Origin of the sequence: Rhizobium sp. PRIMUS64, from assembly GCF_023006465.1 — a bacterium.
GTDB classification, from domain to species: Bacteria; Pseudomonadota; Alphaproteobacteria; order Rhizobiales; family Rhizobiaceae; genus Rhizobium; species Rhizobium leguminosarum.
Window position 1 is genome coordinate 1 of record NZ_JALBGX010000140.1, and the last position, 16623, is coordinate 16623.

Genomic DNA, 16623 nt, shown 5'->3' on the forward strand with positions numbered 1-16623 from the left:
CGGCGATCGTCACCAGGCCGGCGCCGGCCTTCAGGCCCGAGATTGCCGACATGCGCGCGGCACCCGTCTTGTCGGCCTCGCCTGAGAAGACGACCAGATGACCGCGCTTGTATTTGTGGGTTTCCAGCTGCTCGGCCGGCAGCGCACTCTTCCAGGCATCCGGCGTGTTCTCGGCGATGACACCGCCCGCCTCAGCGCGGATGATGCGGGCGGGAATGCCGATATCGAAGACCTCCAATTCACCGCAAAGCTCCCTGCCCGGCATCAGGAGATGGCCGGGCTTGCGGGTCATGAAGGTGATGGTATTGCAGGCCCGGAAGGCAGCCCCCAGCACCTTGCCGGTGCGGCCGTCGAGGCCGGAGGGCAGATCGATGGCGAGCACGGGAATAGCGGCCTCGGTGACGCGGCCGATTAGCGCGCGCACATCGGCCGGCACCTCGCGGCCAAGCCCCGCCCCGAACAGGCCATCGATGACGACGTCGCCGGTTTCGGGCCGATAGAGGTCGAGGTTTTGCCCCTGGAGCACGCAACCGGCTTGGGCACGGGCGGCATCGCCCTTCAGCCTGGAGGGATCGCCGAGGTGGAAGAGCGCCACCCTCGCCCCGCTCTTATGCAGATGACGTGCTGCGACATAGGCGTCGCCGCCATTGTTGCCGGGTCCGCAGAGTACGACGAAGCGCAACGCTCCGGGATGAAGGTGCAGAGCAGCGGCCGCGACCGCGGCGCCTGCCCTCTCCATCAGGCCGAAGGAGTCGATGCCGGATGCGGCAGCGGCCGCATCGACGGCGGCCATTTCGGCAGGCGTGAGAAGAAGGTCGGACAGATGTTTGATCATCACCCTATTCAATCAAAAAACGCCTAAAAAACAACCGCCTGGAATACCAAAGAGAAGGGCGCAATTTAAGCATTTGCCTATATTTTCATCGCATCGAGATGTGTATTCGCAGTTGCGAAAATACCTGACTTTTTCCGTTTCGGATGTGATTTTGATCGGAGACAATGTTTTTCCACCTATTCCGGCACCAAAACGACATGGAATTCCCCGCAAACGCGCCGGTTTTGGCAGAATCGACGACTTTTTTCGATAAGATGGATTTCAAACTGGCACGATATCTGCATCATATCCGGCGAGCGGGAAAATTCCTGCCATAACAAGAGAAGCGGAGAGACATTTTCTCATGAAAAAGATCGAAGCGATCATTAAGCCTTTCAAGCTGGACGAAGTGAAGGAAGCCCTTCAGGAAGTTGGCCTGCAGGGTATCACGGTCACGGAAGCCAAGGGTTTCGGCCGTCAGAAGGGCCACACGGAACTCTACCGCGGAGCTGAATACGTCGTCGATTTCCTGCCGAAGGTCAAAGTCGAGGTCGTACTGGCCGATGAGAACGCGGAGGCCGTCATCGATGCGATCCGCAAGGCGGCGCAGACCGGCCGCATCGGCGACGGAAAGATCTTCGTATCCAATATCGAAGAGGTTATCCGCATCCGCACCGGCGAGACCGGCATTGATGCCATCTGACCACTTTGCCAATCGCGCAAAGTCCGTTACCGTCATCGCCGACCTAGACCGTCATCGCAAATCGGAGGAAACTCATTAATGGCGACCGCAAGCGAAATTCTGAAGCAGATCAAGGAGAACGACGTAAAGTTCGTCGATCTGCGTTTCACCGACCCGAAGGGCAAGCTGCAGCATGTGACGATGGACGTTGTCTGCGTCGACGAAGACATGTTCGCTGACGGCGTAATGTTCGATGGCTCTTCGATCGGCGGCTGGAAAGCCATCAACGAGTCCGACATGGTGCTGATGCCCGACACCGAAACGGTGCATATGGACCCGTTCTTCGCCCAGTCGACCATGGTCATCGTCTGCGACATCCTCGATCCGGTCTCCGGCGAGGCCTATAACCGCGATCCGCGCGGCACCGCCAAGAAGGCCGAAGCCTACCTCAAGGCATCCGGCATCGGCGATACGGTCTTCGTCGGCCCGGAAGCCGAATTCTTCGTCTTCGACGACGTCAAGTATAAGGCCGATCCTTACAATACCGGCTTCAAGCTCGATTCGACCGAACTGCCGTCGAATGACGACACCGATTACGAGACCGGCAACCTCGGCCACCGCCCGCGCGTCAAGGGCGGCTATTTCCCGGTTCCCCCCGTCGACAGCGCCCAGGACATGCGTTCGGAAATGCTGACGGTGCTCTCCGAGATGGGCGTCGTCGTCGAAAAGCATCACCATGAAGTCGCTGCCGCCCAGCACGAACTCGGCATCAAGTTCGATACGCTGGTGCGCAACGCCGACAAGATGCAGATCTACAAATATGTCGTGCACCAGGTAGCCAACGCCTATGGCAAGACGGCGACCTTCATGCCGAAGCCGATCTTCGGCGACAACGGCTCGGGCATGCATGTGCACCAGTCGATCTGGAAGGGCGGCAAGCCGACCTTTGCCGGCGACGAATATGCAGGCCTTTCCGAGAGCTGCCTGTTCTATATCGGCGGCATCATCAAGCATGCCAAGGCGATCAACGCCTTCACCAATCCGTCGACGAACTCCTACAAGCGTCTCGTCCCGGGTTACGAAGCACCTGTGCTGCTCGCCTATTCGGCCCGGAACCGTTCAGCCTCCTGCCGCATTCCGTTCGGCTCCAACCCGAAGGCCAAGCGCGTCGAAGTCCGCTTCCCGGATCCGACTGCCAACCCCTATCTCGCCTTCGCCGCCATGCTGATGGCCGGCCTCGACGGCATCAAGAACAAGATCCATCCCGGCAAGGCCATGGACAAGGATCTCTACGACCTGCCGCCGAAGGAATTGAAGAAGATCCCGACCGTCTGCGGCTCGTTGCGCGAAGCGCTCGAAAGCCTCGACAAGGACCGCAAGTTCCTGACGGCCGGCGGCGTCTTCGACGACGATCAGATCGATGCCTTCATCGAGCTGAAGATGGCCGAGGTGATGCGTTTCGAAATGACGCCGCATCCGGTCGAATACGACATGTATTATTCGGCCTGATCGGGCTCTGAACACAGAAAGTCCCGGCTCGCCGGGGCTTTCGCCTCCCAGGTCATGGACGCCACTAGGAGGATATGACGTTCATGTGACGAACTCGCGCAAAAATCTTGATTTGCGCGACACCAATCACCAAATTTGGTGATGAAAGGAAGTCGTACCATGAAAGAAAGAATAGCAAAGTTCAGTATTGGCGAAGTGGTTCGGCACAAGGTATTTCCGTTTCGCGGCGTCATCTTTGACGTTGATCCGGAGTTCGCGAATACGGAGGAGTGGTGGAATTCCATTCCGGCCGAGGTGCGCCCGAGCAGGGACCAGCCCTTCTATCACCTGCTCGCTGAAAATGACGAAAGCGAATATGTCGCCTACGTCTCCGAGCAGAACCTGATGAACGACGAAAGCGGCATGCCGCTTCGCAACCCACAGATCTACCAGATTTTCGATCAGGCCCCGTCAGGGCAGTTCAAACCCAAGATGAGCTTCGCCCACTAACTCAGTCGTGCCGATCGTTGAATCAAGGCCTCGCTTCTCCCGGCGAGGCCTTTTCTTTGCGCAACAAAAAACCCGGCGCAAAGCCGGGTTTCTGTCTAGAGATGGCGGCAGGATTACTGCGCCTTGGCTGCCTTCTGGGCGTCTTCCAGTTTCTTGCGGGCTTCCTCGGCCTTCTTCTGCATGCTGTCCTGCAGGCTGCGCTGGCTTTCGGCAAGCTTGGATTCGGAAACTGGTTCGCCGTCATACGCGCCAGTGAAGCCTTCAAGCGAAATCTTGATCGGGTTCGGAGCGCGGCGGAAGTTGATCGAGGTGAAGATCACGTCGCTGCCCTTCTTGAGGCTGGCGATCATCGCGTCGGTCAGCGGAATTTCGGCGGTGCACTTGTCTGGCAGGCAGACAGCGTAGTCGAGCTTCTGGCCCTTGCCGCCGTCGATCTGCATTATAACGCCGGGAGGAACCAGACGTGCTGTGGGAACCGAGACCTGCAGGAGCTTGCGGTTGATCTTGCCGGAAACCGAGATCAGGCCGACGGCCGTAACGAGCTGGCCGCCATTGGCGAGGATCAGGTTCTGGACAACACAGATGTCGTTGTCTTCCTGCTTGCTGCAGGTCTTGTACCAGCCGAGCTTCGGCGCTCCTGCGGCCTGTGCCGGGGCATCGGCCGGAGCCTGCGCCGCCGCATCCTGTGCGAAGGAGGAGACCGGAGCCGAAGCGCCGAACACCACCGCCAGAACGGACAGTGCTGCCCGCATTTTCTTTTCAGACTTGAACATCATAACGAATTCCGTCTCCTGATATCCGTTCGGGGCAGCGTCTTGCCGCCCCAACCATCGGGTCGTTCGGCACTCCACCTCTGAAAAAAATAAGGCAAATGCATGACCCCGAAACTTCGGGTTCACCTGTTACATCGCAGCGTTCAAGATATCCAGCATTTCTTTGGCAATTTGAGGTGCATTTCGTCGCGATGCCAAAGAAATCGCCGCTCCGTGTTGGAATCGGTCGACCCCATGATAATCTCCGCGGTGAATCATGCCCGTTTTCACGGATCAAGGATTGCCGAATGCTCCGGATCGTCGTCCCCCTCGTCCTCTCGCTGCTGTGCGGCACCGTCGCCGCCGAGCCGCTGCATGGCATCGCGATGCATGGCGAGCCGGCTTTGCCGGCCGATTACAAGCACTTCCCTTACGTCAATCCTGACGTCAAAAAGGGCGGCAAGATCACCTATGGCGTGGTCGGCACCTTCGACAGCCTCAATCCTTTCATCCTGAAGAGCATGCGCACGACGGCGCGCGGCATGTGGGATCCGGACTACGGCAATCTCGTCTACGAATCGCTGATGCAGCGCTCCAGGGACGAGCCCTTCACGCTCTACGGCCTGCTCGCCGAAACGGTCGAATGGGACGACAACCGGAGCTTCATTCAGTTCAACCTCAATCCAAAGGCGAAATGGGCCGACGGCCAGCCGGTGACGCCCGAGGATGTGATGTTCACCTTCGAGCTGATGCGCGACAAGGGCCGCGTGCCCTTCGCCAACCGCCTCAACGTCGTCGCCAAGATGGAAAAGGTCGGCGAGCGCAGTGTGCGTTTCACCTTCAACGACAAGGCCGACCGGGAGACGCCATTGATCTTCGGCCTGTTCCCAGTGCTGCCGAAACATGCGATCGACCCCGAAACCTTCGACCGTTCATCGCTGACGCCGCCAGTCGGCTCCGGTCCCTACAAGGTGAAGACGGTGAAGCCCGGCGAGAGCATCACCTATGAACGTGATCCGAACTACTGGGGCAAGGACATTCCCGCCAAGGTCGGCACCGACAATTACGACCAGATCACCGTCCAGTATTTCCTGCAGGATACGACGCTGTTCGAGGCCTTCAAGAAGGGCGATGTCGACATCTATCCCGACGGCAATCCCGGTCATTGGGCCAATGCCTATAATTTCCCCGCCGTCACCTCAGGCGCTGTGGTCAAGGACGTGTTCACACCGAAACTGCCGAGCGGCATGCTCGGCTTCGTGTTCAACACGCGCCGACCGATCTTTGCCGATCCCAAGGTGCGCGAAGGCCTGTCGCTGGTGTTCGATTTCGAATGGGCGAACAAGAACCTCTATTCCGGCGCCTACAAACGCACCCAGAGCTTCTGGCAGAATTCCGAGCTGTCAAGTTTCGGGGTTCCCGCCAATGCGGCCGAGCTTGCCCTGCTCGGGCCGATCAAGGACAAAATTGCGCCGGAGATTCTCGACGGCACCTACAAGCTGCCGGTCACCGACGGCTCCGGCCGCGACCGCAATGTGCTGAAACAGGCCGTCGAGCAACTGAAACAGGGCGGCTACACGATCCAGGGCGGAAAGATGCTCGATGCCTCCGGCCGCCAGCTCGCCTTCGAGATCATGACGCAGAATGCTGACCAGGAGAAGCTCGCTGTCGCCTATCAGCGTTCGCTGCAGACGATCGGCATCGCCGCTTCGATTCGCACGGTCGACGATTCGCAGTATCAGAGCCGGACGAACAGCTTCGACTTCGATATGATCATGAAGTCCTACACGTCCTCGCTATCGCCTGGAAACGAACAGCTCGGCCGCTGGTCTTCGGCCGCGAAGACCCGCGAGGGCAGCGACAGCTTCGCCGGCGCTGCGGATCCCGATCTCGATGCGTTGATCGATCACCTGCTCCGGGCGCGCTCGGCCGAGGATTTCACCGCGGCGGTGCGCTCCTACGACCGGCTGCTGCTGTCCAGCCATTACGTGCTGCCGCTCTATCATATGGGGCAGCAATGGGTGGCGCGCAGCAAACGCATCGGCCATCCCGATACGGTGCCGCTCTACGGCTACCAACTGCCGCTCTGGTGGGATACGAGCGCCCAATAAGAAGCAGCCGGACCGCTCCGGCTTGAATGTCTCCCTTGGGAGATGCACAGAATAAGGAAAATCATCATGGAGCGTATCACCATCGACGTCGTCTCGGATGTCGTCTGCCCCCGGTGCTATCTCGGCAAGGCGCGGCTGGAGCTCGCCATCGCCGAGGTGCAAGACCAAATCGGCGTCGACATCAACTGGCGGCCGTACCGGCTCAATCCCGACTATCCCAAGGAAGGCGTCGACCAGAAGAAGGCGCTGGCTGAGAAGCTCGGCGGCGAGGAGCGCGTGGCGCAGGCGCACAAGATGCTTTCCGATTACGGCCGCGAAGTCGGCATTGCCTTCGATTTCGAGGCGATCAAGATCGGCCCGAACACGCTCGATGCGCATCGGCTGATCCACTGGGCGATGATCGAAGGCCGCGAGAAGCAGGACAAGGTCGTTGCCGCACTGTTCAAGGCGAATTTCGAGGAAGGCCGCAATGTCGGCGACCATGCGGTGCTGCTCGATATCGCCGAGAAGGCCGGCCTCAACCGTTCGGTCATCGCCTCGCTGCTTGCTTCCGAGGCCGATCGCGATCTGATCGTCGCCGAGATCAAGGCAGCGCAGGAGATGGGCGTCAACGGCGTGCCATTCTTCATCTTCGACCAGCAATATGCCGTCAGCGGTGCACAGACGCCTGACGTCCTGGCGAACGCGTTGCGCGATATCGCCAAGGCGAAAGCCGAGGCACGATCAGGCCTCAACTGACGTCGACGGCCCCAGCTCTAGCCTAGAACCGGAACACAACGCACCTCGGTCTTCACCGAATTGGCGATGAAGCATTCGTCGTGGGCGCGATGGTGCAGGGCTTCGAGCTCACTTAGCGAGGGCCGCTTTTCGCCGCTGAAGACGACATGCGGACGGAGCGTCACGACGGTCATGGCAAGGCGGCCTACGGCATTCTTCTCCATGATGCCCTCGGCGGCATCGGTGTAGCTGTCGACGCAAAAGCGCTGTTTGGCGGCGATCGACAGGAACCAGAGCATGTGGCAGCTGGAGAGCGAGGCGACAAAAGCCTCCTCCGGATCGACGGCATCCTCGGCGGAATAGGGCAGCGGAACGACATGCGAGGACGAGGATGCCTTCACCTCGATGCCGCCGTCGAAGGTCCAGCGGTGGGCACGGCTGTAGCGGTTGTCGGTGAAGGTTTCGCCGTTCCGCTGCCAGGCGATCGTTGCGCCGTATGTTCCCATCTCTATCTCCCTTTTTCACGCAATTCCCGGCAAAATCGCTTCGCGCTTTGCCCAGCAAAACCGCGGCACAGTTTTGCTGGAATTGCTCTATTTCGCCAGTTCCGCCAGTTGCGTCATGATAACAGCTGCGCCCTGCAGGCGTTTTTCCGGCGTCGGCAGGTCGCGGGTCAGGAACAGGCTGTGATCGGGGCGGATCTTCGCCATCGTGCCCTGCTTGCCGATATAACCGACGAGGTTTGCCGGGTTGGGGAATTCCTTGTTGCGGAACTGCACGACGACGCCCTTCGGGCCGGCATCGAGCTTTTCGACATTGGCGGTGCGGCAGAGTGACTTGATGTAGACGATCTTCAGCAGATGCTGAACTTCGATCGGCATCGGGCCGAATCGGTCGATCATCTCGGCGCCGAAGCCATCGATCTCCTTGAGCTCGGTGATTTCGCCGAGACGGCGATAGAGCGCCATGCGCAGGTGCAGGTCGGGCACGTAGCCTTCCGGGATCATCACCGTCGTGCCGACCGAGATCTGCGGCGACCAGCCCGTGTCGTGGATCTCGTCGACACCCTTGACCTCGGCAACCGCCTCTTCCAGCATCTGCTGGTAGAGCTCGAAGCCGACCTCCTTGATATGGCCGGACTGCTCCTCGCCGAGCAGATTGCCGGCGCCGCGGATATCGAGGTCGTGGCTCGCCAGCTGGAAACCGGCGCCGAGAGTATCTAGCGACTGCAGCACCTTGAGGCGGCGTTCGGCGGTGGCCGTCAGCACCTTGTTGACCGGCAGGGTGAAGAGGGCGAAAGCGCGTACCTTCGAGCGGCCGACGCGGCCGCGCAGCTGATAGAGCTGGGCAAGGCCGAACATGTCGGCGCGGTGGACGATCAGCGTATTGGCCGTGGGGACATCGAGACCGGATTCGACGATGGTGGTGGACAACAGCACGTCGTAACGGCCTTCATAAAAGGCGTTCATGATGTCTTCGAGTTCGCCGGCCGGCATCTGGCCATGGGCGATGGCGACCTTCAGCTCCGGCACATCCGATTGCAGGAAGGCATGCACGTCCTCGAGGTCGGCAAGCCTAGGGCAGACATAGAAGCTTTGGCCGCCTCGATAATGCTCGCGCATCAACGTCTCGCGGATGACCAGGCTGTCGAAGGGCGAGATGAAGGTGCGCACCGCCATGCGGTCGACCGGCGGCGTGGTGATCAGCGACAGTTCGCGCACGCCGGTCATGGCAAGCTGCAGCGTGCGCGGGATCGGCGTTGCCGACAGCGTCAACACATGCACGTCGCTCTTCAGCTCCTTCAGCCGCTCCTTGTGCTTGACGCCGAAATGCTGCTCCTCATCGATGACGAGCAGACCGAGATTGGCGAATTTGATGCCAGCGCCGAGCAGCGCATGGGTGCCGACGACGATATCGGTCTTCCCCTCAGCCACTTCCTTCTTGGTCAACGCCAGCTCCTTGGCGCCCACAAGGCGCGAGGCCTGCTGGATGCGCACCGGCAGACCGCGGAAACGCTCGGAAAAGGTCTTGAAATGCTGGCGGGAAAGCAGCGTCGTCGGCACGACGACGGCGACCTGGGCACCGTTCATCGCCGCGACGAAGGCGGCGCGCAGCGCCACTTCGGTCTTGCCGAAACCGACGTCACCGCAAACCAGACGGTCCATCGGCCGGCCGGCGCCAAGATCGGAGCGCACCGCCTCGATGGCGTTATCCTGGTCCTCGGTCTCGTCATAGGGGAAGCGGGCGGCGAATTCGTCGTAAAGGCCTTCAGGCGTCGTCAGCATCGGCGCATGGCGCGTCAGGCGCTCGGCGGCGATTCGGATCAGCGCATCGGCCATGTCGAGCAGGCGCTTCTTGAGCTTGGCCTTGCGCATCTGCCAGGCACCGCCGCCAAGCTTGTCGAGCTGGGCTTCGGTGCCCTCGCCGCCATAGCGCGAGAGAAGATCGATGTTTTCGACCGGCAGGAACAGTTTGGCCTCGTCGGCATATTGCAGTTCGAGGCAGGCATGCGGAGCACCAGCGGCCTCGATGGTTCTCAGCCCTATAAAACGGCCGATGCCGTGTTCGGCGTGGACGACGATCGAGCCCTCGTCGAGGCCCGCGACTTCCGAGATGAAATCGGCTGCGCGCTTGCGGCGTTTGGAGCGGCGCACCATCCGGTCGCCGAGGATGTCCTGCTCGCCGATGACGACGAGGTCGCCGGCCTCGAAGCCGGCTTCGAGACTGAGCACGGCAGCGGCCGCCTCGCCTCTCGCCAGCGAACCGACGTCCTTCAGCGCCTCGATCGGCTTGACCTTTTCCAGGCCATGCTCGTTCAGCACCTGCAGCAGGCGCTCCAGCGAGCCTTCGGTCCAGGCGGTGACCAGCACTTTCGCGCCGGCAGCCCGGCGGTCGGCAATATGCTTGACGACGACGTCGAAGATGTTGATGCGTTCGGCATCGCCGCCGCCTTCGGCGTTCGAACGCGCCCAGCGCTGGCCCTGGCGGGCGTCGACATTGACGACCCGCCGCGCCTCACCCTCATGCTCGTTGAAGGGGCTGATACGGATCGCGCCGAGCGCGTCGAGGGTTTTGACGAAAAGCTTGCTGTCGAGATAGAGCTGGCCTGGCGTCACCGGCTTGTAGGGCGTGCCCTGCGTCATCTGGCCCTTGGTCGGCTGGCCGGAATTCAGGCGGGCGTCGTAATAATCGAAAACGAGCTTGGAGCGCTCTTCTGCTGCCTCACGTACCGTATGGTCGATGACGATACGGAAGCCGCTGAGATAATCGAAGACGGTATCGAGCTTCTCGTAGAAAAGCGGCAACCAGTGCTCCATGCCGGGGTAACGGCGGCCTTCGGAGACGGCGAGATAGAGCGCGTCGTCGCGTGTGGTCGCGCCGAAAGCGGAGAGGTAATTCTTGCGGAAGCGGCTGATCGTATCCGGCGTCAGCGTCACTTCGCTCATCGGGTTGAGATCGAGGGATCGCACCTGCCCTGTCGTGCGCTGGCTGGCCGGATCGAAGCTGCGGATGCTTTCCAGCGTGTCGCCGAAGAAATCGAGGCGGACCGGCTCTTCCGAACCCGGCACGAAGACGTCGAGAATGCCGCCGCGCACGGCATATTCACCGACCTCGCGAACGGTCGCGACCCGCTCGAAGCCATTGCGTTCCAGGCGACCGGCGAGATCGTCCATGCGCAGCTGGTTGCCGGGACGGGCCGAAAAAGTCAGGCTTTCGATGACATCCTGCGGCGCCACCTTCTGCAGCATGGCATTGGCGGTCACGAGCACGATCGCCGCATGCGGCTTCTTGCGATGGGCGATGAGGCCGCCGAGTGCGGCAAGCCGGCGGGCCGAGGTGTCGGCGCTTGGCGAGACGCGGTCATAGGGCAGACAGTCCCAGGCCGGCAGGGTGAGAACCGGGATGTCGGGGGCGACAAAGCCCAGCATCTGTTCGAGATCGGCCATGCGATGGCCGTCGGACATGACATAGGCGACCGGCTCTCCCGTTCGGGCGAGCTCGGCGAGCAGCAGCGTCTCCAGACCTGCCGGCACATTGCCGATCGTCAGCGGCTCGGCAATGGCCGCAAGCTTCTTCGCATCGAAACCAGGGATCATTCCGGCGTCCTGAGGGGCTTGTCGAAATCGGGCTTATAAGCGGCGATGCGGGCAAACATCGGTGTCTGGAAACGCTCAGGCACCGGCCATGTTCCCATGATCCAGCGGACGAGATCATTGTCCTCTTCCGCCATGATCGTCTCGAACTCGTCGAGTTCGGCTTCCGACAGATTCGCGACCTCAGCTTCGGCGAACTGGCCGAAGACCAGATCCATCTCGCGAATGCCGCGATGCCAGCAGCGGAAAAGGATTCTGCGGCGGCGCGGGTCGAGACCGGCACTCGTGAGCGTGACACCTGTCATGGCATTACCTTCCTGTTGATGCGCCTCTATAGACCCTGGAAAGCGGCTTGTCAGCCTTGCCAAGGCCGCATTGTTCATCGCATTTTGGCCACATGCGCCCCGCCATTCTCGATCCTCTGTTTTCCCCCATTTCGGGCCTTCCGGGCGTCGGCCCGAAGATCGCCGACCTGCTGGTCAAGCTGCTCGGGCGCGAGACGCTGGAAGATTGCCGGGTCATCGACCTGCTCTTCCACGCGCCCTTCTCGCTGATCGACAGGCGCAACCAGCCTGGAATCGCCCGCGCGCCGCAGGGCGCGATCGTGACGATCACGGCGCGCGTCGACCGCCACCAGCTGCCGCCGCGCGGCAAAAGCAACATTCCCTATCGCGTCTTCCTGCATGACGAGACCGGCGAGCTGACGCTGGTCTTCTTCCGCGGACAGGCGGCGTGGCTGGAAAAGCAACTGCCGATCGACGCAGAAGTGACGGTCAGCGGCAAGATCGACTGGTTCAACGGCCGCGCCTCGATGGTGCATCCCGATTATATCGTCAGGGCGGACGAGACGGAGAGCCTGCCGCTGGTCGAGCCGATCTATCCGCTGACGGCGGGGCTCTCGCCGAAGACGCTGCGCAAGATCATCGACGCCGGCCTGCCGCGTTTTCCCGAGCTGCCGGAATGGATCGACCTGGCCTTGACTGAGAAACAGGGCCTGCCGTCGATCCGCGACAGTTTCCACATGCTGCACGAGCCGCGCGACCCTACCGATATCGACCCGCAGGCCCCTGCCCGGCGGCGGCTTGCCTATGACGAGTTCCTCGCCGGACAGCTGTCACTGAGCCTGGTGCGGCAGAGGCTGCGCAAGGTGGCGGGCCAGCCGGTGCATGCGACCGGCGCCATCAGCAGCAAGATCCTGAAGGCGTTGCCCTTCTCGCTCACGTCAAGCCAGAACGAGGCGATCGCCGAGGTTTTGAAGGATATGGCCGGCAACGAGCGCATGCTGCGGCTGCTGCAGGGCGATGTCGGTTCCGGCAAGACGCTGGTGGCGCTGATGGCGATGGCGGCGGTGATCGAGAGCGGCGGCCAGGCCGTGCTGATGGCACCGACCGAAATCCTGGCGCGGCAACACCACGCGACGATCTCGAAATTCGCCGCCGCCGCCGGACTCAGCATCGAGGTGCTGACCGGGCGCACCAAGGGACGCGAACGGGAGGAAATCCTGGAGCGCATCGCCTCGGGTGCTGCCCAGATCATCATCGGCACGCATGCGCTGTTCCAGGACAGCGTCGCCTACGCCAATCTGATGCTTGCCGTCGTCGACGAGCAGCACCGTTTCGGCGTGCATCAGCGCCTGCGGCTGACCGCCAAGGGCCTCTCGCCGCATATGCTTGTCATGACGGCGACGCCGATCCCGCGCACGCTGGTGCTCGCCGCCTTCGGCGATATGGACGTCTCCAAGCTCACCGAAAAACCGGCCGGCCGCAAGCCGATCCAAACGATCACCGTGCCGATGGAACGGACCGGCGAAATCGTCGGCCGACTGCAAAGCGCGATCGCCGAGGGCAAGAAGGCCTATTGGATCTGCCCGCTGGTCGAGGAGTCCGAGGAGCTCGATCTGATGTCGGCCGAGGAGCGGCACGCGACGCTGGTCGCCGCACTCGGCCCGGATGTCGGCTTGATCCACGGCCGCATGAGCGGTCCGGAGAAGGACGCGGCGATGATGGCGTTCAAGAACGGCGAGACCCGGCTCCTCGTCGCCACCACCGTCGTCGAGGTCGGCGTCGACGTGCCGGATGCGACGATCATGGTGATCGAACATGCCGAACGCTTCGGCCTGGCGCAATTGCATCAGCTGCGCGGCCGCGTCGGGCGCGGCGACGAGGCCTCGACCTGCATCCTGCTCTACAAGGGACCACTCGGCGAGACCGGCCATGCCAGGCTTTCGATCATGCGGGAGACGGAAGACGGTTTCCGCATCGCCGAGGAGGACCTGAAGCTGCGCGGTGAAGGCGAATTGCTCGGCACGAGGCAATCGGGCACGCCGGGTTTCCGCATCGCCAGTCTCGAGGCGCATGCCGATCTGCTGGAGATCGCCCGCAAGGATGCCGCCTACCTCATCGAGCGGGATCCGGAACTGACCACGGAGAGGGGAAGGGCGATCCGCACCCTGCTCTATCTTTTCCGCCGCGACGAGGCGATTCGGTTTCTCAGGGCTGGATAAAGCGCGCCGCGGCGCGCTTTAAGTCTTTGTTCTATGCATGTCGTTACCCTAAAACCGCTGAACACTTTTGGGCGACATGCATCAATCCGCTTTGGAAACCGCCACCGGCTTCGGCCGCGGCAAATGCTTCTGCTTGGGATCGGCCGGCTTGTGTTCGGGCGCCACAAGCCCGCCTGAAATCAGGTACTTGGCGGCGTCTTCCGGCGACATATCGAGCATGACGATCTTCTCGCGCGGCACGAAGATGAGGAAGCCGGCTGTCGGCACCGGCGTCGGCGGCAGGAAGACGGCGACCATATCCTGGCCCATGGCATTGAACTTCGAAGCGATTTCGCCCTTGGCGTCGGTGGCGATGAAGATCAGTGCCCAGAGGCCGGGACCCGGATATTCGATGAGGCCGACCTTCTTGAAGGAGTTCGCCTGTTCCTTCAGCACGGTTTCGAAAATCTGCTTCACGCTTCTGTAGATCGTGCGCACCAGCGGCATGCGTTGAACGATCGATTCGCCGAACCGGACGATGCTCTGGCCGATGAGGTTCTTGCCGAGGAAGCCGACGACGGTGATCAGGATAACGGCGGTCAGCAGACCGAAACCGGGAATGGCGAAATTGAGATAGCTTTCCGGATTCCAGCGCGCCGGAATATAGGGCCGGACCCAGCTGTCCGACCAATGGATGAAGGTCCAGGTCAGCCAGATGGTGATCGCGATCGGCGCGCAGATGATCAGCCCTGCGAGAAAATTATTCCTCAGCCGGGTCGCGACCGGCATTCTGGGGGTGTTGTCGGTCATCGTTTCCTGATGATCTCCATCTCAGTCGTGGACAGGCCGGTACGCCGGCCCTTCCCCCTTGTCCGTAGACCAAAACTGCCAGAATTCGGGGCGCCGCACAATATGTTTCGGCGCGACGGTCCCGGCCTTACAGGCTTATTCCACGGTCACGGATTTCGCCAGGTTGCGCGGCTGGTCGACATCGGTGCCCATGAAGACGGCAGTGTGATAGGCGAGCAGCTGGATCGGCAGCGAGAAGATCATCGGCGCGATAATTTCGTCGACCACAGGCAGGGTGATCGTCGCCATGGTCGGCAGTTTCGAGGCGGCCGCGCCGGCCTCGTCGGTGATGAAGATGATGCGGCCGCCGCGGGCTGCGACCTCCTGCATGTTCGAGACGGTCTTTTCGAAGAAACGGTCGTAAGGGGCGATGACGATGACAGGCATGTTCTCGTCGATCAGCGCGATCGGTCCGTGCTTCAATTCGCCAGCGGCATAACCCTCGGCATGGATATAGGAGATTTCCTTGAGCTTCAGCGCGCCTTCCATGGCGAGCGGGAAGCTGGTGCCGCGGCCGAGATAAAGCACGTCCTTGCACTTCGACAGCTCGCGCGACAGGCTTTCCATCTGCGGCTGGATAAGGTTCAGCACCCGGCTCATGATGCGCGGCATTTCGGCGAGATGGCGCACCAGCGCCCTCTCCTCGTCGGCACTCACCGTGCCGCGCGCCTTGCCGGCGCCGATTGCCAGCGCTGCCAGCACGGCAAGCTGGCAGGTGAAGGCCTTGGTCGAGGCAACGCCGATTTCGGGGCCGGCCATGATCGGGAAGACGGCGTCGGATTCGCGCGCGATCGTCGATTCGCGGACATTGACGACCGCGCCGATCTTCAACCCGTTATCGCGGCAATAGCGCAGCGATGCCAGCGTATCGGCGGTCTCACCGGACTGCGAAATGAACAGCGCTGCCTGCGACGGCGACAGCGGCATTTCGCGATAGCGGAATTCGGAGGCGACGTCGATCTCAACAGGCAGGCGGGCATAACGCTCGAACCAGTATTTGCCGACGAGGCCGGCGAGATAGGCCGTGCCGCAGGCAGAGATCGCAAGTCCGGTTGACGCCTTGAAGTCGATCGCGGCGGCATTGGCGCCGATCGTGTTCTCGGCGAAATCGACATAGTGGCTGAGCGCGTGGGAGATGACCTCCGGCTGCTCGTAGATTTCCTTTTCCATGAAATGGCGGTGGTTGCCCTTGTCGACGACATAGGCGGTCGCTTGCGAGATCTGGCGGGCGCGTTTGACCGGCTTGCCGGCGAAATCGAGCACTGCGACACCGTCGCGGGTGAGAACGGCGAAATCGCCGTCGACGAGATAGGTGATCTCGTTGGTGAAGGGCGAGAGCGCAATCGCGTCCGAGCCGAGGAACATCTCGCCGCGGCCATAGCCGACGGCAAGCGGCGGTCCGGAACGGGCAGCCATAATCGTGCCGGGATGGGCCTTGAGCATAACAGCCAGCGCATAGGCTCCGGTCACCCGGTTCAGCATCTTCAGCATGGCGTCGCGCGGATCGAGGCCCTCGCGCAGGTATTTCGCCAGCAGATGGGCGACCACCTCAGTGTCGGTCTGGGTCTGGAAGACCGAACCCTCCTCGGTCAATTCGTCGCGAAGCTCGGAGAAATTCTCGATGATGCCGTTATGGACGACGGCGACGCCTTCGACGAAATGCGGATGGGCATTGGTCTCGTTGGGAACGCCGTGGGTCGCCCAGCGCGTGTGGGCGATGCCGACGGTGCCGGGCAGCGGTTCGCTGTCGAGGCGCTTTTCCAGATTGAACAGCTTGCCCTCGGCGCGGCGGCGATCCATCACGCCGTCATGAATGGTGGCGACACCGGCGGAATCGTAACCGCGATATTCGAGACGCTTCAGCGCATCGACCAGGCGCCCGGCAACAGGCGCAGTTCCGACGATCCCCACAATGCCGCACATGCAATATCCCCACTCGGTCTCAACAATGAGGCCAGTCCTAACGATTCCTGCTTATTTCTCAATCACCTCGGCGGTCACTTTCAATTTCCGCCGGTTACGCAAAGCCGGTCAGGCTTTCGCCTTCTTCGCCGCCTTGATGGCGAGCGCGCGTTCGCGCAGCAGCGTCGCGCGGCCGGGCTTGATCTCTTGCCGGGCGCGGCC

General features: G+C 61.7%; 13 protein-coding genes. 6 read left to right on the forward strand and 7 right to left on the reverse strand.

What is annotated here, in order from left to right; genetic code table 11:
• Positions 1 to 835: NAD(P)H-hydrate epimerase (locus MOV76_RS32855; RefSeq protein ID WP_247266083.1), on the reverse strand; the 835-nt coding region annotated here is incomplete at its 3' end.
• A gap of 343 nt (positions 836 to 1178) precedes the next feature.
• Between MOV76_RS32855 and MOV76_RS32860 the strand changes: the two genes are divergently transcribed.
• From MOV76_RS32860 to hspQ, 3 genes are all read left to right on the forward strand, one after another.
• Positions 1179 to 1517 (forward strand): P-II family nitrogen regulator, encoded by a 339-nt coding sequence (locus MOV76_RS32860; RefSeq protein ID WP_003579240.1) that lies wholly within the window; start codon positions 1179 to 1181, stop codon positions 1515 to 1517.
• A gap of 78 nt (positions 1518 to 1595) precedes the next feature.
• On the forward strand, positions 1596 to 3005 hold the full coding sequence (gene glnA, locus MOV76_RS32865) for a type I glutamate--ammonia ligase (protein WP_011651961.1): 1410 nt from the start codon (positions 1596 to 1598) through the stop codon (positions 3003 to 3005).
• 159 nt (positions 3006 to 3164) lie between these two features.
• On the forward strand, positions 3165 to 3494 hold the full coding sequence (gene hspQ, locus MOV76_RS32870; protein WP_018242006.1) for a heat shock protein HspQ: 330 nt from the start codon (positions 3165 to 3167) through the stop codon (positions 3492 to 3494).
• A 113-nt stretch (positions 3495 to 3607) separates the two neighbouring features.
• Here the strand turns inward: hspQ and MOV76_RS32875 are convergent, their stop codons facing one another.
• Positions 3608 to 4270 carry an invasion associated locus B family protein gene (locus MOV76_RS32875; protein ID WP_017994059.1) on the reverse strand — a complete coding sequence of 221 codons (663 nt, stop codon included), beginning with the start codon at positions 4268 to 4270 and terminating at the stop codon, positions 3608 to 3610.
• Positions 4271 to 4554: 284 nt separating this feature from the next.
• Between MOV76_RS32875 and MOV76_RS32880 the strand changes: the two genes are divergently transcribed.
• Together MOV76_RS32880 and MOV76_RS32885 are read left to right on the forward strand one after the other, a co-directional pair.
• The gene (locus MOV76_RS32880; protein WP_047621819.1) at positions 4555 to 6357 is read left to right on the forward strand and encodes an extracellular solute-binding protein; all 1803 of its coding nucleotides are present in this window, start codon (positions 4555 to 4557) and stop codon (positions 6355 to 6357) included.
• A gap of 66 nt (positions 6358 to 6423) precedes the next feature.
• Positions 6424 to 7095, forward strand: coding sequence for a DsbA family oxidoreductase (locus tag MOV76_RS32885; RefSeq protein WP_247266084.1), 672 nt, complete (start codon positions 6424 to 6426; stop codon positions 7093 to 7095).
• A 17-nt stretch (positions 7096 to 7112) separates the two neighbouring features.
• On the opposite strand, the gene MOV76_RS32890 is transcribed toward MOV76_RS32885, so the two are convergent.
• The 3 genes from MOV76_RS32890 to MOV76_RS32900 all read right to left on the reverse strand — a co-directional run bounded on the left by MOV76_RS32890 (position 7113) and on the right by MOV76_RS32900 (position 11473).
• Positions 7113 to 7580, reverse strand: a complete 468-nt coding sequence (locus MOV76_RS32890; protein WP_247266085.1) for an OsmC family protein — start codon at positions 7578 to 7580, stop codon at positions 7113 to 7115.
• Positions 7581 to 7667: 87 nt separating this feature from the next.
• Positions 7668 to 11171: a transcription-repair coupling factor gene (mfd, locus tag MOV76_RS32895; protein WP_018242002.1), complete on the reverse strand. Its 3504-nt coding sequence runs from the start codon at positions 11169 to 11171 to the stop codon at positions 7668 to 7670.
• Positions 11168 to 11473 carry a succinate dehydrogenase assembly factor 2 gene (locus MOV76_RS32900; protein WP_018242001.1) on the reverse strand — a complete coding sequence of 102 codons (306 nt, stop codon included), beginning with the start codon at positions 11471 to 11473 and terminating at the stop codon, positions 11168 to 11170. The genes mfd and MOV76_RS32900 overlap by 4 nt, the downstream gene beginning before the upstream one ends.
• A 92-nt stretch (positions 11474 to 11565) precedes the next feature.
• On the opposite strand from MOV76_RS32900, the gene recG reads away from it, so the two are divergent.
• Positions 11566 to 13671, forward strand: coding sequence for an ATP-dependent DNA helicase RecG (gene recG / locus MOV76_RS32905; RefSeq protein ID WP_247266086.1), 2106 nt, complete (start codon positions 11566 to 11568; stop codon positions 13669 to 13671).
• A gap of 81 nt (positions 13672 to 13752) precedes the next feature.
• On the opposite strand, the gene MOV76_RS32910 is transcribed toward recG, so the two are convergent.
• Positions 13753 to 14460: a DUF502 domain-containing protein gene (locus MOV76_RS32910; protein WP_018241999.1), complete on the reverse strand. Its 708-nt coding sequence runs from the start codon at positions 14458 to 14460 to the stop codon at positions 13753 to 13755.
• Between the two features lie 135 nt (positions 14461 to 14595).
• Positions 14596 to 16422 (reverse strand): glutamine--fructose-6-phosphate transaminase (isomerizing), encoded by a 1827-nt coding sequence (gene glmS, locus MOV76_RS32915; RefSeq protein WP_130716390.1) that lies wholly within the window; start codon positions 16420 to 16422, stop codon positions 14596 to 14598.
• Positions 16423 to 16623: the final 201 nt, after the last annotated feature.